Origin of the sequence: Polaribacter sp. NJDZ03 (genome assembly GCF_019263805.1) — a bacterium.
Lineage (GTDB): Bacteria > Bacteroidota > Bacteroidia > Flavobacteriales > Flavobacteriaceae > Polaribacter.
The window spans coordinates 1033795-1056047 of the sequence record NZ_CP079195.1; the positions used below are offsets into that span (position 1 = coordinate 1033795).

Here is a 22253-nt window from a genome sequence, read left to right on the forward strand (position 1 = left end):
AAAAAATGTTAAGACTACTAACTATAGAATTTCATAAATTAAAACACAACAGTGCCAGTAAAGTATTATCCCTTATTTACTTTGGTTTACTTACCTCTATTGCATTAATTGCTGCCATAAAATTTGATATTGGACCAATTAAATTCCATTTAGCAGATATGGGTATTTTTAATTTTCCATACATCTGGCATTTTAACACCTATATGGCTTCTATTTTAAAGTTTTTCTTGCTCTTAGTTATTGTTTCTATGATGGCTAATGAATATAGTTATAAAACCTTAAAGCAAAATTTAATTGATGGTTTAAGTAAAAAAGAATTTATACTCTCTAAGTTTTATACTGTAGTTGTATTTGCTTTAATTTCAACTATTTTTGTATTTGTAGTTTCTTTAATTTTAGGATTGGTCTATTCAGACTACAATGAATTTTCAATAATTACAACAGATTTAATCTACTTATTAGCTTTCTTTATAAAATTAATTGGTTTCTTTTCTATGGGGTTATTTTTTGGAATTTTAGTAAAACGATCTGCCTTTGCTGTTGGGGCCATGGTAGTTTGGCTTATCATAGAAAGTATGTTTAAAGGCTATCTATTTTGGACTTTTAGAGGTGCAGATAAAACAACCGAATCTGTAGATGCTATTATGCAATTTTTACCTTTAGAGTCTATATCTAACTTAATAAAAGAGCCATTTTCTAGGTTAGGTGCTGTAAGGTCTGTAGCCAGCCAAATAGGAGAAAATTTCACAAAAAGCTACGATGTCCATTTTTCTTCAATATTAATTGTTTGTTTCTGGTCGTTCATATTTATTTATCTTTCTTATGCTTTGTTAAAAAAGAGAGACTTATAATACTTTTTAAACATATTTGGTAATACTAAAAATAACATTATCAGATAAATAAATTTATAACACTGTCATTACAGTTAGTTATTCTGCTGAAACAAGTGTTCTATAACATGATTTAATACTTTTTAAACAACCTTTTTTTTTATCATTTTTAATCATAAGAATATTTCTTAAATTAGCACAAATTAAGAAATAAAATTCTATGGATTTAAACTTCAATAAAAACGAAGATTATAATAAATTGTTAGCATCAGATCTAAAAAGAAGATTTGCCAAAGTAAAATTAGGTGGTGGTCAAAAAAGAATTGACAAACTGCATGAAAAGGGCAAAATGACGGCAAGAGAAAGAGTTGATTATCTTTTAGATAGCAATTCTAAATCTATAGAAATTGGAGCTTTTGCTGGTGAAGATATGTATGCAGAACATGGAGGGTGCCCTTCTGGAGGTGTAGTTGTAAAAATGGGATACGTAAAAGGAAAACAATGTATTGTTGTTGCAAACGATGCTACTGTAAAAGCAGGTGCTTGGTTCCCTATTACAGGAAAAAAGAATTTACGTGCTCAAGAAATATCCATAGAAAATAGATTGCCAATTATTTACTTAGTAGATTCTGCGGGTGTTTATCTGCCTTTGCAGGATGAAATTTTTCCAGACAAAGAACATTTTGGTCGTATTTTTAGAAATAACGCCATTATGAGTAGTATGGGAATTACACAAATTTCTGCCGTTATGGGAAGCTGTGTTGCAGGTGGTGCGTACTTACCAATTATGAGTGATGAAGCTTTGATTGTAGATAAAACTGCCAGTATTTTTCTTGCCGGAAGTTATTTAGTAAAAGCCGCTATTGGCGAATCTATAGACAATGAAACTTTAGGTGGGGCAACTACACATTGCGAAATATCTGGAGTTACAGATTACAAAGCAAAAGACGATAAAGACGCGCTTGATAAAATAAAGTTCATTATTGATAAAATTGGTGATTATGACAAAGCAGGTTTTAGTAAAACTGAAGCTTTTCCGCCAAAAGAAAATGAAGATGATATTTTCGGAATCCTTCCGAAGGAAAGAAACGCGCAATATGATATGTTAGAAATCATAAAGCGTTTGGTAGATAATTCTGAATTTGAACAATACAAAGAAGGCTACGGAAAAACCATTTTAACCGGTTATGCACGTATTGATGGTTGGGCAGTAGGTATTGTTGCCAATCAACGAAAATTAGTAAAAACACAAAAGGGAGAAATGCAATTTGGAGGTGTTATTTATAACGATTCCGCAGATAAAGCTACCCGTTTTATTGCCAATTGTAATCAGAAAAAAATACCGTTGGTTTTCTTACAAGATGTTACCGGTTTTATGGTGGGCTCTAAATCTGAACATGGCGGAATTATAAAAGATGGTGCCAAAATGGTAAATGCAGTAAGTAATTCTGTAGTGCCAAAATTCACCATTGTTATTGGTAATTCTTACGGAGCAGGAAATTATGCCATGTGTGGTAAAGCATACGACCCAAGGTTAATTGTTGCGTGGCCAAGTGCAGAATTAGCTGTTATGAGTGGTAACTCTGCCGCTAAAGTATTATTACAAATAGAAACGGCATCACTTAAAAAACGTGGAGAAGAAATAACACCAGAAAAAGAAGCTGAGCTATTCGATAAAATAAAATCGCGTTATGACAAGCAAATTTCACCTTATTATGCCGCTGCCAGAATCTGGACAGACGCTGTAATTAACCCGTTAAAAACTAGAGATTGGATTTCTATGGGAATTGAAGCCGCAAACCACGCTCCTATTACAAAACAATTTAATATGGGAATTCTACAAGTGTAGTTTTTTGTGTAATTTTGACTGATTTTAAAAAAAAACAACTATAAATTGAATATGAAGAAAACTACAACCTTATTTTTAACATTACTAATGATTTTTGCTTTTACAGAAAATAGTGAAGCTCAATTATGGAAAAGACTTAAAAAGAAAGCTGAAGATGCACTTGTAAAAGGTGCAGAAGACAAAATTGATAAAACGATTAACGGAGAAACCACTGCAGATAATGAGAGCATAGAAAATGATGATGAAGATAGTGAATTAGTCAGTAATGATACACCTAACTTATGGAGAAACTTTCGTTTTGTACCTGGAGAAGATGTTATCTTTTATGATGATTTAAAAACAGAAGAAATTGGCGAATTCCCTGCTCGTTGGGACTTGATAAAAGGAAGCGCTGAAGTAGCTAGATTAAATGGAGAAAAAGTAATAATTTTAATGTCTAAAGACGGAAACACAATTACTCCGTTAATGAAAAGTACAGATTATCTAGGTGATGAATTTACCATAGAATATGATCTTTTAATACCTAATTTTAGACAAGAAAAAATTTGGTGGATGAGTCAAAACATACATTTTACACCTAAGTTTCAGTACGAAGACGTACAAGTTAGGTTTAATGTAAATTCAGATAAATTACTTGGTTGGGCATCTAATAGCGAATTTAAAATTGAAAACATTGCAATTGGCGCTCAAAATGAATGGCATCATATTTCAATATCTTATTATAAGGGAAAGTACAAAATGTATTACGACTCTAAAAGAATTTCTAACTTACCAAATTTTGATGTAAAACCAACCGTTTTTGGTTTAGAACTAATTTGCCTTACTAGAAGTAAGAAAGCGCATCCCTATATTGCTTTAAAAAATGTTAGAATTGCTCATGGAGGTGGAGAAATGTATAAGAGAATTATTACCGAAGGAAAATACGTAACTAACGGAATTATCTTCGACAGCGGAAAAGCTAAAATTAAGAAACCTTCTTTAGGAATTATTAACAAAATAGTATCAATTTTAAAAGATAATTCTGATTGGAATTTTGATATTGTTGGTTATACTGATAATGAAGGCGCAGATGCTATTAATTTAAAATTATCTGAAGAAAGAGCAAATGCAGTAAAACAAGCTATTGTAGAGCAAGGAATAAAGACAGAAAGATTAACCGTTATTGGTAAAGGAAAAGCAGAAGCTTTAAATAGTAATAGTACTCCTGAAGAGAAAGCAAACAACAGACGTGTTGCTTTTGTAAAGAAATAAAGAAAAGACCTTCAAAAAAATAAATTAGTAATCGTTTTTTAAAATAGAGAAACATCTTAATAGCTCACATATTAATTAATTTTAATATATGAGTTTTACTATTACAAGAGCTCTTTTTTTAGGCTCAAGAAAAGAGCTCTATTTATTATTAAAAATTAAGAAATTTAATTAATGATTATTATCATAAATAATAATATTTCTAAACTATATTTTTGCGTAACAATTAATAAAAACAATGAGTAAAGCTATATATATTGCCGCAATTGAATCTGACAGTGGTAAATCTTTGGTATCATTAGGTCTTTTAAGAATGATGTTAACCAAATCATCTAAAGTAGGATATTTTAGACCTATTATCAACGAAGTAAAAGACAGTAAATTTGATGATCACACCAATACTGCTATCAACTTTTTTAATTTAGATATCGATTATGATGACTGTTATGCTTATAAACACAATGAAGTTGTAGAACTATTAAGTGAAGGTAAAACAGATGATGTTATTCATAAAGTAATTAAAAAATATAAAAAGCTAGAAGCTAAATATGATTATGTGCTGGTAGAAGGTACAGACTTTTCTGGTGAAGGTGGTTTTACAGAATTAGATGTAAATTTAATGATTGCCAAAAATTTAGGTATTCCTGCATTAATAGTGGGTTCTGGTAATGGCAAGAAAAAGAAAGATTTTGTTAACACCATGCAACTTACCTATAAATCCTTTATCAAAAAAGAGGTAGATGTTATTGGTATTATTGCTAATAAAATAGAAGTTGATGAAGTAGATTATATTCAACAAGAATTAGAAAAAAGTTTTCCAGAAAATTTACAAATAAACGTAATACCTAAAGTAGATTTTTTAGCATACCCAACCGTTAGAGAAGTCTTACAAGCTTTAGAAGGTAAAGTGTTATTTGGAGAACAATTTCTAGACAATGCAATTGGTAGTTATAGTACTGGTGCTATGCAACTGCGTAACTATTTAACAAGAATTAGAGAAAATGCTTTAGTAGTTACTCCTGGTGACAGAGCAGATATTATATTGGGAGCTCTACAAGCAAATGCTTCTACTAATTATCCTAAAATTGCAGGTATTGTTTTAACAGGATCTTTATTACCAGAAGAATCAATTACCAAGCTAATTGAAGGTGTACAATCTACCGTGCCTATTATTTCTGTAGAAGGAGGTACTTTTGGTATTTCTAATAAAATTGGAGCTGTAAAATCTAAAATTTACGCAAGCCACAACAAAAAAATATTACTATCTCTAGACACTTTTGATACGTATGTAAACGCAGAAGGGTTAACAAATACACTTACCTCTTACCATTCCGTAAAATTAACACCTAGTATGTTTCAATACAATCTTCTGCAAAAAGCAAGAGCTTATAAAAAACATATTGTTTTACCAGAGGGTGATGATGAAAGAATTATTACTGCAGCTGCTCGTTTGCAATTATTAGACATTGTAGATTTAACATTACTAGGAGATAGAAATGTAATTCAGTATAAATGTGATCAAATAGGATTGCAAATAGATCTAGATAAAATAAACATTCTAAACCCAGAAGACTCAATTCATAATAATGCTTTTATAAAAACATTATATGAAGCTCGTAAACATAAAGGCATGACAGAAACCATGGCCGAAGATTTAGTAAACGATGTTTCTTATTACGGAACCTTAATGATTATGAATGGTTTGGCAGACGGAATGGTGTCTGGTGCTGTGCATACAACCATGCACACCATAAAACCATCTTTACAGTTAATTAAAACAAAACCAGGGGTATCTGTAGTTTCTTCTGTATTTTTTATGTGTTTATCAGACCGAGTTTCTGTAATGGGAGATTGTGCTGTAAACCCAAACCCTAATGCAGAACAATTAGCAGAAATTGCAATCTCTTCTGCTCAATCTGCAGAAGCTTTTGGTATAGAAGCAAAAATTGCCATGTTGTCTTATTCTTCTGGAAGTTCTGGAAAAGGAGAAGAAGTAGAAAAAGTAAGAAAAGCAACAGAAATAGTGAGACGCTTACATCCAGAATTAAAAATTGAAGGTCCAATACAATATGATGCAGCTGTAGATATGTCTGTGGCAAAAACAAAGATGCCTGAATCTGAAGTAGCAGGACAAGCATCTGTATTAATTTTCCCAGATTTAAATACAGGAAACAATACTTACAAAGCTATACAAAGAGAAACAGGAGCTTTGGCAATTGGACCAATGTTACAAGGCTTAAACAAACCCGTAAACGATTTAAGTAGAGGTTGTACTGTAGAAGATATTTTTAACACCGTTTTATTAACAGCAATACAAGCACACCAAGGATAATATGAATATTTTAGTTATAAATGCAGGTTCTTCATCTTTAAAATATCAATTAATAGAAATGCCTTCACAAACCGTAAAATGTGTTGGTTTAGTAGAGAGAATAGGTATGGAAGATGCTATTTTTACTCATAAAAAAGAAGATAAAAAACACTCTGAAGTTGCACCAATATTAAACCATGAAATTGGTTTAAAAAAGATAGCAAAAGCTTTATTAGATCCAGACTTAGGTGTTATAACTTCGGTTGATGAAATAAAAGCAATTGGTCATAGAGTTGTGCATGGAGGAAGCAGATATAACGGAACTGTTCTTATTACAGAAAAAGTAAAATTTAATATTAAAGATTTATTTGATTTAGCTCCATTACACAATCCTGCACATTTAATGGGCATAGAGGTTGCAGAAACTATTTTTACATCTGCAAAACAAACTGCCGTTTTTGATACTGCTTTTCATCAAACAATGCCTAAGGAAGCATACCAATATGCGATTCCTACTATTTATTTAAAAGAAAATAAAGTAAGAGCTTACGGTTTTCATGGCTCTAGTCATAAATATGTTTCAGAAAAAACGATAGAATATTTAGGTAAAAAATCATCAAAAATAATTACCATTCACTTAGGTAATGGTTGCAGTATGGCTGCAATTAAAGACGGTAAATGTATAGATACTTCTATGGGATTTTCGCCAACAAACGGTTTAGTTATGGGAACTCGTGCTGGTGATATCGATCAATCTGTTATTTTCTTTTTAATGAAGAAATTTAATAAATCTGCAGATGAAGTGAATGATCTTTTACAAAAAGAATCTGGAATGAAAGGTTTAACAGGTTATTCTGATTTAAGAGAAATTGAAGAAAAAGCAGGTAATGGAAATGAAGAATGCAAAATTGCTTTAAATCTAGCTAGTTACAGAATTAGAAAATTTATAGGTGCTTATACTGCTGCTTTAAATGGATTAGATGCTATTATCTTTACAGCCGGTATTGGAGAAAACTCAATTTTAATGAGACAAATGTCTTGCAAAGATTTAGAGTTTTTTGGTATTGAATTAGATGAACAAAAAAATGACATTCGCTCTAACGAAATTAGAGAAATTCAGAAAGAAACAGGCAAAGTAAAAATTTTAGTAATTCCTACTAATGAAGAACTAGAAATTGCAAAAGAGACTTACAAACTTTTAAAATAACCATACTAAAATCTTGATGTAAAACTTGACATAAATATTCGTTAGAAATCTAAATATTTTTGCTCTTCTAATCGTCAAAAGTTATACCATCAGAATTATAGTATGTATTCGTTACTTATAAAATTCATGATTAGAATCGTCATTTACCATAACCACTAAACAATTCACTACCAACACAATAAAACAATACTTATCTTATTAAATTTTTATAGCCATGATAAACATGCACTACTTTTGGCTATGCCACTAATTAAGTCTATTAAAAATTAAGACCAATTAGATGTTCGTTTATCTTATGCAAAAAAAGACATTGTAAAAAGTAATAATAAATAAAGTATTATTTTTTATTTTCAATATTTAGAGTTTTCATAAAATTACAAAAAAACTAAATTAACTACAATACCCACTAATAGCTATATTTCTAAAAAATCCTTGGTTAAAAAATTGTGAGTCAACTTGCTAATTTTTACATTTGTATTTATAATTTTTACAAAAAAATAATTAGAAATGGGTAGAGCATTCGAGCTTAGAAAAGGAAGAAAAATGAAACGTTGGTCTGCAATGGCAAAAACCTTTACTAGAATTGGTAAAGATATTGTTATGGCTATTAAAGAAGGTGGTCCAAACCCAGATTCAAATTCTAGATTAAGAGCAGTTATGCAGAATGCAAAAGCTGCAAACATGCCTAAAGACAATGTAGAACGTGCCATAAAAAAAGCAACCGATAAAGATACTGCAGACTATAAAGAAGTTTTATTTGAAGGTTATGCACCGCATGGAATAGCACTTGTTTTAGAAACTGCTACAGACAACAACAACAGAACAGTAGCCAATGTTAGATCTGCTTTTACTAAATGCGATGGACATTTAGGAACTTCTGGTTCTGTTATTTTTATGTTTGATCACGTATGTACTTTTACTATTAAAAAAGAAGATATTACAATCGACTTAGAAGAATTAGAGTTAGAATTAATCGATTTTGAAGTTGAAGAAGTATTTGATGACGAAGAAGGAGTTATCATTTACGCACCTTTTGAGCAATTTGGAGCTATCCAAAGCTACTTTGAAGAAAATAATACAGAAATTTTATCGTCTGGGTTTGAAAGAATTCCAACTACAACCACAAAATTAAACGAAGAGCAACAAGCCGATGTTGAAAAATTGTTGGAGAAATTAGAAGAAGATGATGATGTACAAAATGTATTTCACTCAATGGAAATGTAATATTATTTGGGCGTTACCACAAGGGTCGGGCTATTCGTTACAAGTCCTCGCCCTTGCGGGCTGTGGGCTTTCTACTGCTATCCCTAACGCAAAAGGATTTTAGATTTTAAAATATTTATAATACATATATAAAGACCTCAGATAATAAAACTATCTGAGGTCTTTATATTTTATAAATTCAAAAAAAAAGTAACACATGTGACTTATCAAAAATAATTGTGTCTAATAAATGGGGTATATTTAAAGATATACTGCTAACAAAAATCAAAAAAGAAACCAGCGTCCTAACAACGCTGGTTTTATTGTATATGATTTTTAATCATTCTATTAAATTCTTCGCCACTCTCTAAAAAAGAAGTTTGTATTCCGAGAAAAGAAAGCTTTTCTAGGCTGTTTTCTAAACGCACATAATCTTTTTCTGTAGTTAAAATAAGCTTTTTAGAAGTCTTTAAATCGTTGTATTCCTTCTTAATTGTATCTATTTCATTCTCTGTAAAATGATGATGATCTGCGAATTTTAAATGTTTAAAATTTACATTCTTCTCCTTTAAAAAAGATAAAAGCGGCGTTGGATTTGCAATTCCAGTAATTAATAAAACTTCGTAATTTTTTAAATCATCAATCAAAATAGACTCAGATCCAGCTGTTTTATTATCATAAGAAATCGTTGTAAAAAAGACCTTTTCATGAAACTTCTTTAACTTCTCTTCAATCTTATTTTTTGAAGACTCCGTTAAATTTACAGGGCATTTGGTTACCAAAATAACATCTGATCGCTTTGCTCCTCTCCTACTTTCTCTTAAATTTCCTGTCGGCAATAAAAAATCATCCGTAAATAAATCATCATACTTTGTCAATAAAATGTAAAAACTACCTTTTACTTTTCTATGTTGATAAGCATCATCTAATAAAATAACTTCAGGTGCATTGTCTGTAATCAACTTAGAAATTCCTGCTACTCTATTTGCATCAACAGCAACATTAATATTTTTAAACTTCTTAAAATACTGCAAAGGTTCGTCTCCAACATCTTCCGCAGAATGCGTATTATTTAACAATACAAAACCCGTAGTCTTGCGCTTGTATCCTCTACTTAAAACCGAGGTCTTAAAATGGTCTTTTAATAAGCGAATTAAATACTCTATTTGTGGCGTTTTCCCAGTTCCGCCAACACTTAAGTTACCAACAACAATTACCGGAACCTTAAAAGAAGTCTGTTTAAAAAAACCTACTTCAAAAAAAAAGTTACGAATGCTAGTGACCACATCATAAATAATGGCAAATGGAAATAGTAAAAATCTTAGAAGTTTCATTAATTCAAAAATAAGCAGGTTACACGCATTAAAAAAGAAAAAATCACGAATTTCACGTATATTTCTTGTGTAAAATTCATCTATTATTTTAATTGCGATATTTTTTATAAAATAAATTAATTCCTTGCATAAATTTATAGGAGATCACACCTAAAAAGCAGGTAATTTATATAGATTCTTACAATGAAAATGTTAACTTTGGTTTTTAGACACAATATTTATTTATGATTATAAAAGACATCACTAATTATTTAGAAGAATTAGCACCTTTAAATTATGCTGAAGATTTTGATAATGTTGGGTTATTGGTTGGTAATTACAGTACAACTGTTTCTGGAGTTTTAGTTACACTAGACACTTTAGAAAAAACCGTAGATGAAGCAATTGCTAAAAACTGTAATTTAATTGTAAGTTTTCATCCTATAATTTTTGGAGGTTTAAAAAGACTAAACGGAAATTCTTATGTAGAACGTGTGGTTTTAAAGGCGATAAAAAATGATATTGCTATTTATGCTACTCATACGGCTTTAGACAATTCTAATAATGGGGTTTCAGCTAAAATGTGTGAAGTTTTAGGTTTAGAAAACCCTAAGATTTTAATTCCGAAGAAAGGAATTATCAAAAAACTAACTACCTACATACCTACCGAATATGCAGAAACATTGCGAAATAATCTTTTTGCAGCAGGTGCAGGAAATATTGGTAATTATGACAATTGTTCTTTTAATAGTTTAGGAAAAAGTACTTTTAGAGGTAACGAAAAATCGAATCCGGTTGTAGGTAAAAAAGGAGAAAACACAACAAAAGAAGAAACCTTTATTTCTATCATTTATGAAAGTAAAAATGAAACAGCAATTTTAAAAGCTTTAAAAGCAAATCATCATTACGAAGAAGTTGCTTACGAAATTACAACCACCGAAAATATACATCAAAATATTGGAATGGGAATGATTGGCGAACTTCCATCGGAGATGGATGAAACCGACTTTCTTTTATATTTAAAAGCCACAATGAAAACCGATTGTGTGCGCCATTCTAATTTAATCAATAAAAAAATAAAAAAAGTAGCTGTTTTAGGCGGATCTGGTAGTTTTGCCATTTCTAACGCAATAAAAGCAGGTGCAGATGCGTATGTAAGCGCAGATTTTAAATATCATGAGTTTTTTACAGCCGAAAATAGTATCCTTTTGGCAGATATTGGACATTATGAGAGTGAACAGTTTACAAAAAACCTTTTGGTAGACTATCTTACGAAAAAATTTAGTAATTTTGCAGTCATTTTATCAGAAGAAAGTACAAATCCTATATATTATATATAAACATGGCAAAGAAGAAAGAAATTTCGGTTGAAGAAAAGTTAAGAGCTTTATACGATTTACAATTAATCGACTCTAGAATTGACGAAATTAGAAACGTTAGAGGTGAACTACCTTTAGAAGTTGAAGATTTAGAAGATGAAGTTGCCGGATTAAACACGCGAATTGCGAACTTAAACCAAGACGCAGCAAACTTAGAAACTGACATTAACAACAAAAAATTAGCGATAGAAGAGTCTAATGGGTTAATGAAAAAGTATGATGAGCAGCAAAAGAAAGTTAGAAATAACAGAGAATTCGATTCTTTATCTAAAGAAATTGAATATCAAGATTTAGAAATTCAATTAGCTGAAAAAAGAATTATTGAATACAAAGCAAAAATAGCTCAGAAAAACGAAGTTATTGCTGCTACTAACGAAAAGTTAGCAAAACAAGAAAAACATTTAGGTCATAAAAAAGCTGAATTAGATGCAATCTTAAAAGAAACTGAAAAAGAAGAAGAGTTATTAGCTCAAAAATCTGAAGAGTTTTCTCAAACTTTAGATGCTCATTTATTTGCAGCTTATACAAGAATTAGAACTAAAGTAAAAAATGGTTTAGCAGTTGTTGCAATAGAACGTGGTGCTTCTGGAGGTTCTTACTTTACAATTCCACCTCAGGTTCAATTAGAAATAGCAAATAGAAAGAAAATTACTATCGATGAGCATAGTGGTCGTATTTTAGTAGATGCTGCTTTGGCTGAAGAAGAAAAATTAAAAATGGAGAAATTCTTTTCTTAATCTTTCTACACATAATTTATAAAAAACTCGAAGCTAATTAGCTTCGAGTTTTTTGTTTTATATAGAAAAGTGGCTACTTAAAAAGGTGTTTTTTTGTCAATCTGAATTTATTTCAGATTTTAACGAAACCGAACGTCTATAAGTTGAGATACTGAAACAAGTTCAGCATGACAAGGTTTTACCTTATTAACCTAGCTCGCTTTATTCATATTATTTTTTAACACTACAAGATATTTAATATTTTGCTAAAACAATTGAAAATCTAAATGTCATAGTAAGGTTACCTTCCACAGGCAGCCTTATCGAAAAGCATTCAGGAACAAAAACACAGTCTTGAACAAAGCTTTTACTCAGCAAAGGCAAAATGCTCAGACAGACGTATCGTTTTTATAATTAAATAGTCAAAAATTAAAAAAGTATTTTAAAACTACTTTTTTTGTAATAATAACAAAAAAAAACTCGAAGCAAATTGCTACGAGTTTTAAATTTCATATACTTTACAAGTAAACTAGTAATCTAGTTTCTTTATGTAACTTAACTTTTCTTTCCAAAGAGCTAAATCTACTTTAAACTCCTCTACTCTGTTTTTCACATTTAAAACCAAAGGATTATCATCTTTTGCATTAGAAAAGAAACCTAAATTATTTTCTAATTGCTGAATTTCTTTAACAACTTCATCAATTTTCTTTCTAACAAACATTTGTTCAGAATCTAACTTTCTAACATCCTTATCTGCTGCAAGGCTATCTACAACATGTGTAAACTTTAACATTGCAACTTCATTTTTATCTAGATCTAAACTACCTAAAGCTCTATCTATTAATTTGTTGAATTTACCATCTATATGTCTTGCATTTCTTGGCAATGCACCTAAATTTCTCCAGTTATTTATAATTTCAAAAATACCTTCTTTAGTAGGTTCCTTTAATTCTTTAACCGTTTCTAAAAATTCTTTTTTAGCATCTACAACCTCTTGTTGCTCTTTATTTAAAGAGTTTTTCTGATCGTGATATCTGTCAAAATAATGGTTACAAGCAGCTTTAAAACGCTTCCAAATATCATCAGAAAATTTACGAGGAACATGACCAATTTTTTTCCAATCTGCTTGTATTTTCTTTAAAGTATGTGTAGAAGATTCCCAATCATCACTTTCTTTTAGAGATTCTGCAAGCTCAATTAGCTCCATTTTCTTCTTTAAATTCTCTTGCTGATCGTTTTTTTCATGCTTGTAAAAAACATTCTTAGCACTGTTAAATTTCTTTGTAGCCGCTTTAAACTTTTGCCAAACTTCTTCACTTTTAGAATACGGAAGTTTCCCTGCATTAAAATATTCTTGTCTTAATTCTTCTATATCTTTAATGCTTTTTTGCCAATCATTATGCGTTTTATTATTAGAAGTATCAAAAGCATTTAACTTTTCTACCACCAATAATTTCTTTTCTACAATTTCTTGATGCTTAGAACGCATTTCTTTAAAGTGATCATGTCTTCTATCATGAATTTTTTTAGTGGCTTCACTAAATTTACCCCAAACATCTTCTCTCATCTCCTGAGAAACCGGTCCAATATCTTCTTTCCAGATTTTATGTAAATCTTGCAACTCTTTAAAAGCAATATTTATATCAGCTACTTCTGCCAATGCATTTGCTTTTTCTATAATTTTTAATTTTTCTTCTAAATTATGTTTAAAATCTAAATCTCTAAAATCATTGCTTAAATGTAATAAATCATAAAAACGCTCTACATGATGATGATAGGTTTTCCACGTATCATTATAATGGTTCTTAGAAACAGGTCCAATAGTTTTCCAAGAATCTTGCAATTCTCTAAAACTTTTATACATCGTAGCAGTATCTGCATTTTCAATTAAATCTTTTAATTGCTCAATAACAGAAAGCCTTTTTTCTAAATTAGAAGAAAGCTGCTTATCTAAATCATTATAATGTGCATCACGTTGTTTTTTATAATCAGATAACAGCGTATTATAATCCGTTTTTATAGGGCTAGAAAATTGAAAATCGATAGAATTACCTCCTTCTTCTAAAAAAGCTGCTTTCTTTTCTGCCAAAAGAGCTCCAAATTGTTGATTAAAAGCACTTTTAATACCTTCAACTTGATTTTTAATTTTTTGAACAGGATTATCAGAAAGTGTTTTTTTAAGTTCTAAAACTAAATCTTCTAAAGATAATTTAGAGTAATCTACAACATCAGATTCCTCTTCTTTATCACTATCTTTTTCAGCATCTACAGCAATAGATTTCTCTATTTCATCAACAGCATTAACTGTATCATCTGTTTTTTCAAGATTTCCTACAACTTCAACTTTTTTAGTTTCATTTAAAACTTCTTCTACTTTCTTTTCCGTCTTATCAACGTTTACTTCATTTTTTTCTAACATATCTACAATGTTTAAGGTCTTACTATAATACTACTATTATATCTTATAAAGATACTGACAACTTACTAAATCTACAAACTATCTAACTATAAAATAATCTAGATAATTAACTTTTGGGCGTTCCCTTGCAGGTCGGGCTTTCCTTTACAATCTTTTTATTCATTCTTCATAAAAAGGATTTCCAATATAATCCCTAACGCGCTGCGCTAATTGCCAACTATTTTTTAATATTAAATAAATAATAGCCTTCTAATTATGCTTTATTCCAAATTCTCCAAGATTCTTCTGCTTGTAGTTGCAACATTTCATATCCGTTTTTAATTGTTGCTCCTTGTGCTTTGCCTTTGGCTAAAAAAGTTGTGACTTCTGGGTTGTAAATTAAATCGTACAATAAATGATTTTCTGTAATAAACTGATACGGAATATCCGGACATCTATCTGTATTAGGAGATGTACCAACTGGAGAGGAATTGATAATAATTTGATATTTCTCCATCATTTCTTCCGTTAAATCTTGATAAGAAATTTCTTTTTTACCTTCTGGTTTTCTAGAAACAAATTTAAACTTAATGTCATTCTTTTTTAAGGCATAGGCAATTGCTTTAGAAGCACCACCAGTCCCTAAAATTAAAGCTCCTTTATGATGTTTTTTTATCAATGGAAATATTGATTTCTCAAAACCAACAACATCAGAATTGTACCCTTTTAAATTTCCTCTTTTAGTAAATTTAATAGTATTTACAGCTCCAATAGCCTTTGCTGTTTCATCTAATTTATCTAAGTATTTCATTACTTCTTCCTTATAAGGAATGGTAACATTTATTCCGCCTAAACTATCTCCTCCTTCTTTTATTACAGCAGTAAAATCTTCTATTTTTTGAATATCAAAATTAACATACTTACATTTTTGTAAATCTAATTTTTCAAACTTTTCTGTAAAGTACCCACGAGAAAAAGAGTACTCAATATCTTTTCCTAATAATCCAAAAACTTTATTTTTTATTTCTCCCATAAAAATCTATTACTAAAATTAACAAAATACCTAACACAATATAAAATACAGCGGTCCAAGTTTCTAAATTCGAAAAATCAGGGACAAAACGTTCATAATTTTCAACGATTTTATTCCCTTTTTGATCAATTAAAAAGTTCTCTTGTTCTTTTAAATACACTGCTTTTTTCCAAGGCCAAACAATCCCTAAAGATCCCGTAATAAAACCAATAATAACTGCATTTACAATTTGATTCCAACGTTTTAAAACATAGCCTAAAATATGACTAATAGAAACCAATCCAAAAGTAGAACCAGCCGTAAAAACACTGATTATTTTTAAATAACGTACTTTTATGGGATCTGATAAAACTTTAAAATCTCCCGATAAAAGACTTGTAATTACATTGAATAATACATTTACAGAATCTACCAATAGTAACACATAATTTCCTAAAAGAATTAAGATAAAAGACCCCGAAAGCCCTGGAAGCGTCATCCCCGAAACACCAATAATTCCGCATACAAAAACAAACCAAAGATTGTCGTTTTCTGTAGCTGGTGTTAAAAAACTAATTCCAATTCCTATAGAAGCACCAATAATTAAAGACAGTATGTTTTTAAAACTCCATTCTCCAAAATCTTTACCAATATAATAAATAGAGCCAATGATCATCCCAAAAAACCAACTCCAAACATACAGTTCAAAGTTCACTAAAAAATAATCTAGCACTAAAGAAATGCTGAAATAACTAAAAATACTTCCGCCCATCACTAAAAGCAGAAACGAGCCATTTATGTAGCTATAAAAACTTTTGAATCGACCATTTAAAAGCAACTTAAATGCTTTTAAATTCACCTTTCTAAAAGAGTAAATTAATTCTTCATAAAAGCCAAAAACGAAAGAAACTGTTCCGCCAGAAACACCAGGAACTTTATTTGCAGCTCCCATTGCCAACCCTTTTAAGAAAAGGATTAATTTCTGTAAAAAAGTTCTTTCTACTAACATTTATTTTTTCTTTACGGCTAATTTTTCCATACCTAGAATAAGTACAAAACCAACAACCGCCAATACAATAGCCATGGTTAACTCTGCATCTCCATTATAAGAAAAAGGACTTATACTTTGTTCGTTAAATGCCACTTTTACTCCATGAGAATTGGTTCTCCATGTTAAGGTTTCTTTCCAAGGCCAAATTTTATTTAAAGACCCAATTATAAAACCAGTTAAAGCTGCTAATGTTATGTTTTTATAATGTTTAAACAACCATTTTAATACATGAGAAAATGTTAGTAAACCAACAATTGCACCTGCCATAAAAACTAGAATCGTTTTAAAATCTCTATTATTTAAAGCATCTAACACAGGTTTATATGCGCCCAACAAAACTAAAATAAAAGAACCAGAAATTCCGGGTAAAATCATTGCACAAATAGCAATTGCTCCTGCAAGAAATATAAATAACGGAGATGAATTTTCTGAAACTAAAGGATTTAAAGTAGTAATATAATATGCTAAAAAGGCACCTAAAACTAAGACTATTACAGAAATAGCATTCCATTTTGTAATTTGCTTAGCAATGTAAATGATACTAGCCAAGACCAAACCAAAAAAGAACGACCATAATAAAATAGGCTCATTTTCTAATAAATATTTAATAACTTTTGCTAATGAAATGATACTTATAAAAATCCCTATAAATAAAGATGCTAAAAAATTACCGTTTAATTGTGTCCAGGCTGCTTTAAATCCATCTTTTTTTAACGTCTTAAATAGCCCAAGGTTTACATTGCTAATAGAACCTAATAACTCTTCGTAAATACCAGAAATAAATGCAATTGTACCACCAGAAACTCCAGGCACTACATCTGCTGCACCCATTCCCATTCCTTTTAACCCAATAATTAAATAATCCTTTATATTTCTACTCATTTTCTGTCTCTTTTTTAGAAAAACGAAGATAATAGAAATTTGAGAAAGATTAAGAAAAGCTTAGGATTTTCAAGGTATTTCTAATCAAAAAAAAGAGATGTACAGGTTTTATAATTCCTTTTTTAATTTCACTTCCTTTTTCGCTCTTAATTTTAAAGAAATAGCAGCAATCACAAAATAAACGATCGTTAATAACCATAAGTGATTCCATTCTTTTAACACATCTAAAAATGAAGCTTCCATTTGAGTCAATTTAACAAAACCATTCATACCAGGTGTTGATGGAATTATGTCTGAAATAAATTTATAAAACTTAGAAAACCCTTCAACAGGAAAAGACAAGCCGCTTAACATTAAAGACGGAATAGAAAGCAATACTAAAAATACTATAGAATCTTCCCTTCTTTTAAAAAAGGAACTGATAGCTATTCCTAAAAATACCACAGAAAATATATACGGAATTATAAATACGTAAATTGATAATAATGAGGAACGCACCGGAATTCCAAATAGGGTGTAAACAACGCCAACTTGAACAGGAATAATAACGATATAAATTAAAGTATACAAACAGGCTTTTGCTAATAAAACAGAGATTACGCCTCCTTTATGTAGTATTCTTGGAAATTTGGTATGTGTAGATATTGTTTCTCGTCGAGATCCACTTAAAAGACCAATTCCCATCAATAAAACCAATTGAATAATTAAAGCTGTTAACATTGGTATTAAATAAGTCGCATACCCAGAATTTGTATTAAATAAACTAGTAGATATTGCTTTTATAGGTGTATAATTTTGCTGAGCTTTATCAAAAGAAACACCTTTTGCCATTTCTTTTTTTATTGTAATTCCTGCACTAAAATATCCGTTAACTGTAGTAACATCTCCTAAAACACGTTTGTAAAATAACATATTTGCGGCATCAGAAAAAGTAGTAATGGTAGTTTGTCTACCACTTCTAATATTCTTTTCAAAATTCTTTGGAATCATAACAATTCCTTGCACTTCTCTGGAATAATAGGCAACTTTTGCTGCTTCTAAATCTGCAAATGATGTTATTGTTTTTGTACCTTCTGTAGCCGCTAACATAGCAATATAATCTCGACTCATTCTGGTACCATCTTGGTTTACAATAGCTACCGGAACTTCTTTAATTACTTGATTTGAATATATATAGGTATACACCACCAAAATAATAAGTGTTACAGATAAAAAAGTACTTACCACTGCCTTGTCCGATTTAATTGAATTCCATTCCGTACGAAACGTATTCTTAAACGAGATGATGCCTTTGTAAAATAATTTATATAAATTCTTCATTTTAAATACTGTGATTAAAGCTACCTTTTAAAAACAATCTTTTTAATTTAAACCAACCTAGTGAAATTGGCACAATACACAGCACAACTAAAATAATGATTGCCTTTAAAGAGTAAAATGCAGGAAATCCTCGTTGCGATTGGTCTAATAATAATTCAAAGAAATGGGTAAACGGAAAAACCTGACTCAACCATTGCAATATTTCTGGCATTCCAAAAATAGGAAATGTAATTCCAGAAAAAGAAAGACTTACAGCACCAAAACCGGAACCAATTGTTAAAGCTTCTCTAAAACTACCACTAATAGCAATAAAGAATAATGCAAATGATTGATTTGCTAAAATCAATAAAAGCAAACCTGCTAAAACGGTTATTTTACTTCCAAAAAAAGGAAAATCTTGCCAAACGTACATACTTAATAATGTAACAATACCTACAAATAAAAACCACACCGTATATGGTAAAACTTTTCCTAAAATAATAGCAGATAAACGTCCATCTGTTATGCTCATTAGTTTATTTCCTTTACTATATTTTAAATCTGCTCCAAAACAATAAATAGTGGTTAGCAATACAAATAATTGAAAAAACATCGTTAAAAATCCCGTATTCAAATAATACGAGTAATTTGTATACGGATTTGACAATACGTGATTATTTGCCAAAATAGGTTGATAATTTACCAATGCTTGTTGCATTGAAACTCCTTTTTTACGTTGCTTTTCTATGTTTATACCTGCAGAAATTGTACCAATTACCTTCCGAAATGCTTTGTACTCTAAGCCACCCGCCAATAACAAATTACTATTGTATTGATTGATGATATTTACTTGTTTTCCGCTTTTTAAATCGGCTTCAAAATTTTGAGGAATTGTAACGACACCATACGCTTTTCCCAAGCTAATTAATTCTTCTCCTTTTTGCTGATTTATAGGAAAAAAACCAATTTTAATATCCGGCGCAGCATCTAACTGAGCAATTACATTTCTAGAAGTTGCCGTATGATCTAAATCTACCACAGCAACAGGTAAATCTCTAGCAACACCTTCACTTAAAAGCGTATTGAAAAACAAAATGGACACAAAAGGCAATATTACTGCAAGAACAAAAGTCGACTTACTGTTAAATAACAGTGCGATTTCTCTTTTTGCAATCCGTAAAGAGGGTTTCATTTTACTCATTAAATTGAGAATAATCAATTAAAATACTCATTCCAGGTCTTAGATCTTCTTCTGTTGTAACAGGAATTGCTTTAATTTCAAAAGTTCTAATATCAAAATCTCCAGTAGCTTTTGTTGCACTCCAAGTAGCATAATCTCCTAATGGAGCCACATAATAAATTTTGAATTGTACTTTTTTATTATTCAAAGCAGGAATCGTTGCTTCAAAAACTCCTTCTTTTTTAAAGTTGAAAAGGCTCGTTTCTTTGATGTTTAAAATGGCGTAACTATTTGTTAAATCTACTAAATGAACTACTGGATAACCTGCTCCTATTAATTCTCCTTCTTCTGGTAAAAAATCAAGAACTTCTGCATCTATAGGTGCAATAATATTACGCTCATTTTTATAACCTTCTAACTCTATTAAAGCGCCATCGGCTTGTTTCACCATTGCAGAGGCTGCTTCTATATCTTCATTTCTAGCACCTTTCTTTGCCATTTGATACATGCTTAATGCAGCTTCTTGGTCTTTTAAGGCAACTTCTTTTTTTGCAAATATTTCATCTCGTTGTTGTTCCGATATTACACCGTCTTTAAATAAGTTTGTCATACGAGTGTACGTTTTACTCATTACATTGGCAGCTGCTGTAGCTTTTTCATAAACACTTTTAGCGGCTCTAATTTCTTCTGATCTTGCTCCATTTTGTGCTTTATTTTTTTGAGCATTTGCGGCATCTCTTAAAGCTAAGGCTTGTTGCTCTTTTGCCATAATTTCTGGACTTAAAAGCGTTGCTATCAATTGTCCTTTTTTTACACTTGCTCCTTCTTTTACTTCAAAAGAATTGATACGTGTAGGTATTTTAGAAGACAAATAAATTTCTTTTGCTTCAATTCTACCTTGTAAAACAACCGATTTGGGTTTCGTTAAAAACCACACACCTGTAAGTACGATAATTGAAATAATTACAACACCTATTAATGATTTTATAAATTTTGAATTTCTCATTTTAATTTTAGTATTAATTTTGATTTAAGAAAGAGGCTGTTTTTCCTGTAAGTACCATTAACTCTCCGTAAGCTACATTGTACTCGTATAAGGCTTTTATTTTGTGTAATTTAATTTCTGATAACTTTAGAGTTGCATCCATCACTTCTAGGGAAGTTCCTGTTCCTTCTTCAAAGGCACGTGTTCTCATAAACTTTAACCTATTTGCCAATGCTTCATCTGTATGTAAACTTTCGTATTGCTCCAGTTCCTTTTGCATGGTATTGTACAGTTTTTCTGTATACGTCGTTAAATTTAGTCGCGCTTGTCTATCAATTTCTTCTACTTGAGAAATTTTGTATTTAGATGCTTTTATTTTATGTTCTCTTTGAAAACCATTAAACAATTCCCACTCTACGCCTACACCAACAAACCATTTTGTATCTACCAATGGTAAATTATCTTTCCATAGGATGTATTTTCCAGAAACTCCTACTTTCGGAAAATAATCGCTCTTTTCTACTTGTACACCTACTTTTGCTAACTCATGATTTTTTTCAATGATTTTTAACTGTTCATTGTCAGTCAACATATCATTGGTAAACTCTTGCAAAGGTTTTACAATGGTTGGTTCCTTAAATTCACTACTGAAACCAGAAATTGAATTTATTCCTATTAAATTCTGAACAGCCGTAGTAGCCAAATCGACATCTTTTTTAGCGCCTAACAACTCTCTATTTGCATTAGACAAAGCTACTTTAGCGTTTAAAGTTTCTACTTCTGGAATAATACCATTTTCGAAAAACTTAGTTGCTTGGTTGTTATGTAACAAAATAACATCATATACTTCTTGTCTTAACTGCACTGCTTCTTGCGTTAACTTTAACTTAAAAAAGTAATTGATTAACTGAATCGTTAATGCATCTTCTTTAATTTTATGCTTGGTTTCTGACAATGCTAATTTTATTTCTGATGCTTTATTGGCAGCATTAATTTTTCCACCTGCATAAATTGGCATCGAAATATCTGCAGTAGCAAACCCCATATTTTTTTCTTGCAGAGTAAAATCCCAACTTCCTAAAACGGATGCAGGATCTGTAATTCCTAACAAACCACCTACCATATTTCTTTGCTCATTTAAATCAGCCGAAATATCTTTATCTAAATGCATATAGGTACCAGAAACACCTATCGTTGGTAAACGCAATCCTTTTGTAGCTTTGTGCTCTTCTTCCATCGCTTTTACTTCAAAGCTAGAGGCTTTTGCATCTCCGTTTTTAGACAACATTAAATCATACGCTTGCCTTAAAGAAATATCTTGAGCGTTTGTAAATGTTGTTATAAAACCTAATACAACAGAGAAAAATACTCCTATCCTATTCAATTTCAT

The 22253-nt window shown here is 30.5% G+C and carries 17 protein-coding genes; 8 read left to right on the forward strand and 9 right to left on the reverse strand.

Annotated features, from left to right (window positions below):
* Positions 1 to 5: 5 nt before the first annotated feature.
* The 6 genes from KV700_RS04320 (at position 6) to KV700_RS04345 (ending at position 8669) form a co-directional block, all read left to right on the forward strand.
* Positions 6 to 851 carry an ABC transporter permease gene (locus KV700_RS04320; RefSeq protein ID WP_166382201.1) on the forward strand — a complete coding sequence of 282 codons (846 nt, stop codon included), beginning with the start codon at positions 6 to 8 and terminating at the stop codon, positions 849 to 851.
* A gap of 199 nt (positions 852 to 1050) precedes the next feature.
* Positions 1051 to 2679, forward strand: coding sequence for an acyl-CoA carboxylase subunit beta (locus KV700_RS04325; protein ID WP_218599312.1), 1629 nt, complete (start codon positions 1051 to 1053; stop codon positions 2677 to 2679).
* Positions 2680 to 2730: 51 nt separating this feature from the next.
* Positions 2731 to 3930 carry an OmpA family protein gene (locus KV700_RS04330; protein WP_218599313.1) on the forward strand — a complete coding sequence of 400 codons (1200 nt, stop codon included), beginning with the start codon at positions 2731 to 2733 and terminating at the stop codon, positions 3928 to 3930.
* Between the two features lie 235 nt (positions 3931 to 4165).
* Positions 4166 to 6259: a phosphate acetyltransferase gene (gene pta, locus KV700_RS04335; RefSeq protein WP_218599314.1), complete on the forward strand. Its 2094-nt coding sequence runs from the start codon at positions 4166 to 4168 to the stop codon at positions 6257 to 6259.
* 1 nt (position 6260) lies between these two features.
* Entirely contained in the window at positions 6261 to 7445 is a 1185-nt protein-coding gene (locus tag KV700_RS04340; RefSeq protein WP_218599315.1) for an acetate/propionate family kinase, read from the forward strand.
* Between the two features lie 507 nt (positions 7446 to 7952).
* Positions 7953 to 8669, forward strand: a complete 717-nt coding sequence (locus KV700_RS04345) for a YebC/PmpR family DNA-binding transcriptional regulator (protein ID WP_218599316.1) — start codon at positions 7953 to 7955, stop codon at positions 8667 to 8669.
* Between the two features lie 299 nt (positions 8670 to 8968).
* Here the strand turns inward: KV700_RS04345 and lpxK are convergent, their stop codons facing one another.
* A complete protein-coding gene (lpxK, locus tag KV700_RS04350; RefSeq protein WP_218599317.1) occupies positions 8969 to 9982 on the reverse strand; it encodes a tetraacyldisaccharide 4'-kinase in 1014 nt (337 codons plus the stop codon).
* A 224-nt stretch (positions 9983 to 10206) separates the two neighbouring features.
* On the opposite strand from lpxK, the gene KV700_RS04355 reads away from it, so the two are divergent.
* Both KV700_RS04355 and KV700_RS04360 read left to right on the forward strand, forming a co-directional pair.
* Positions 10207 to 11301, forward strand: coding sequence for a Nif3-like dinuclear metal center hexameric protein (locus KV700_RS04355; RefSeq protein ID WP_218599318.1), 1095 nt, complete (start codon positions 10207 to 10209; stop codon positions 11299 to 11301).
* 2 nt (positions 11302 to 11303) lie between these two features.
* Entirely contained in the window at positions 11304 to 12077 is a 774-nt protein-coding gene (locus tag KV700_RS04360) for a zinc ribbon domain-containing protein (RefSeq protein ID WP_166382183.1), read from the forward strand.
* 508 nt (positions 12078 to 12585) lie between these two features.
* On the opposite strand, the gene KV700_RS04365 is transcribed toward KV700_RS04360, so the two are convergent.
* The 8 genes from KV700_RS04365 to KV700_RS04400 form a co-directional block, all read right to left on the reverse strand.
* Entirely contained in the window at positions 12586 to 14475 is a 1890-nt protein-coding gene (locus KV700_RS04365; RefSeq protein ID WP_218599319.1) for a DUF349 domain-containing protein, read from the reverse strand.
* Between the two features lie 253 nt (positions 14476 to 14728).
* On the reverse strand, positions 14729 to 15487 hold the full coding sequence (locus KV700_RS04370) for a shikimate dehydrogenase (RefSeq protein WP_218599320.1): 759 nt from the start codon (positions 15485 to 15487) through the stop codon (positions 14729 to 14731).
* On the reverse strand, positions 15468 to 16475 hold the full coding sequence (locus tag KV700_RS04375) for a DUF368 domain-containing protein (RefSeq protein WP_218599321.1): 1008 nt from the start codon (positions 16473 to 16475) through the stop codon (positions 15468 to 15470). The genes KV700_RS04370 and KV700_RS04375 overlap by 20 nt, the downstream gene beginning before the upstream one ends.
* Positions 16476 to 17399 carry a DUF368 domain-containing protein gene (locus tag KV700_RS04380; RefSeq protein ID WP_166382175.1) on the reverse strand — a complete coding sequence of 308 codons (924 nt, stop codon included), beginning with the start codon at positions 17397 to 17399 and terminating at the stop codon, positions 16476 to 16478.
* 108 nt (positions 17400 to 17507) lie between these two features.
* Positions 17508 to 18719 (reverse strand): ABC transporter permease, encoded by a 1212-nt coding sequence (locus tag KV700_RS04385; RefSeq protein ID WP_218599322.1) that lies wholly within the window; start codon positions 18717 to 18719, stop codon positions 17508 to 17510.
* Position 18720: 1 nt separating this feature from the next.
* The gene (locus KV700_RS04390; RefSeq protein ID WP_218599323.1) at positions 18721 to 19899 is read right to left on the reverse strand and encodes an ABC transporter permease; all 1179 of its coding nucleotides are present in this window, start codon (positions 19897 to 19899) and stop codon (positions 18721 to 18723) included.
* On the reverse strand, positions 19892 to 20884 hold the full coding sequence (locus tag KV700_RS04395; protein ID WP_166382169.1) for an HlyD family secretion protein: 993 nt from the start codon (positions 20882 to 20884) through the stop codon (positions 19892 to 19894). The genes KV700_RS04390 and KV700_RS04395 overlap by 8 nt, the downstream gene beginning before the upstream one ends.
* Before the next feature lie 13 nt (positions 20885 to 20897).
* Entirely contained in the window at positions 20898 to 22253 is a 1356-nt protein-coding gene (locus tag KV700_RS04400; RefSeq protein WP_218599324.1) for a TolC family protein, read from the reverse strand.

Excerpts from the sequence above, each read along its gene's own strand:
- KV700_RS04320 (WP_166382201.1), top strand. The coding sequence starts at position 6 with ATGTTAAGACTACTAACTATAGAATTTCATAAATTAAAACACAACAGT.
- KV700_RS04325 (WP_218599312.1), top strand. The coding sequence starts at position 1,051 with ATGGATTTAAACTTCAATAAAAACGAAGATTATAATAAATTGTTAGCA.
- KV700_RS04330 (WP_218599313.1), top strand. The coding sequence starts at position 2,731 with ATGAAGAAAACTACAACCTTATTTTTAACATTACTAATGATTTTTGCT.
- pta (WP_218599314.1), top strand. The coding sequence starts at position 4,166 with ATGAGTAAAGCTATATATATTGCCGCAATTGAATCTGACAGTGGTAAA.
- KV700_RS04340 (WP_218599315.1), top strand. The coding sequence starts at position 6,261 with ATGAATATTTTAGTTATAAATGCAGGTTCTTCATCTTTAAAATATCAA.
- KV700_RS04345 (WP_218599316.1), top strand. The coding sequence starts at position 7,953 with ATGGGTAGAGCATTCGAGCTTAGAAAAGGAAGAAAAATGAAACGTTGG.
- lpxK (WP_218599317.1), bottom strand. The coding sequence starts at position 9,982 with ATGAAACTTCTAAGATTTTTACTATTTCCATTTGCCATTATTTATGAT.
- KV700_RS04355 (WP_218599318.1), top strand. The coding sequence starts at position 10,207 with ATGATTATAAAAGACATCACTAATTATTTAGAAGAATTAGCACCTTTA.
- KV700_RS04360 (WP_166382183.1), top strand. The coding sequence starts at position 11,304 with ATGGCAAAGAAGAAAGAAATTTCGGTTGAAGAAAAGTTAAGAGCTTTA.
- KV700_RS04365 (WP_218599319.1), bottom strand. The coding sequence starts at position 14,475 with ATGTTAGAAAAAAATGAAGTAAACGTTGATAAGACGGAAAAGAAAGTA.
- KV700_RS04370 (WP_218599320.1), bottom strand. The coding sequence starts at position 15,487 with ATGGGAGAAATAAAAAATAAAGTTTTTGGATTATTAGGAAAAGATATT.
- KV700_RS04375 (WP_218599321.1), bottom strand. The coding sequence starts at position 16,475 with ATGTTAGTAGAAAGAACTTTTTTACAGAAATTAATCCTTTTCTTAAAA.
- KV700_RS04380 (WP_166382175.1), bottom strand. The coding sequence starts at position 17,399 with ATGAGTAGAAATATAAAGGATTATTTAATTATTGGGTTAAAAGGAATG.
- KV700_RS04385 (WP_218599322.1), bottom strand. The coding sequence starts at position 18,719 with ATGAAGAATTTATATAAATTATTTTACAAAGGCATCATCTCGTTTAAG.
- KV700_RS04390 (WP_218599323.1), bottom strand. The coding sequence starts at position 19,899 with ATGAGTAAAATGAAACCCTCTTTACGGATTGCAAAAAGAGAAATCGCA.
- KV700_RS04395 (WP_166382169.1), bottom strand. The coding sequence starts at position 20,884 with ATGAGAAATTCAAAATTTATAAAATCATTAATAGGTGTTGTAATTATT.
- KV700_RS04400 (WP_218599324.1), bottom strand. The coding sequence starts at position 22,253 with ATGAAATTGAATAGGATAGGAGTATTTTTCTCTGTTGTATTAGGTTTT.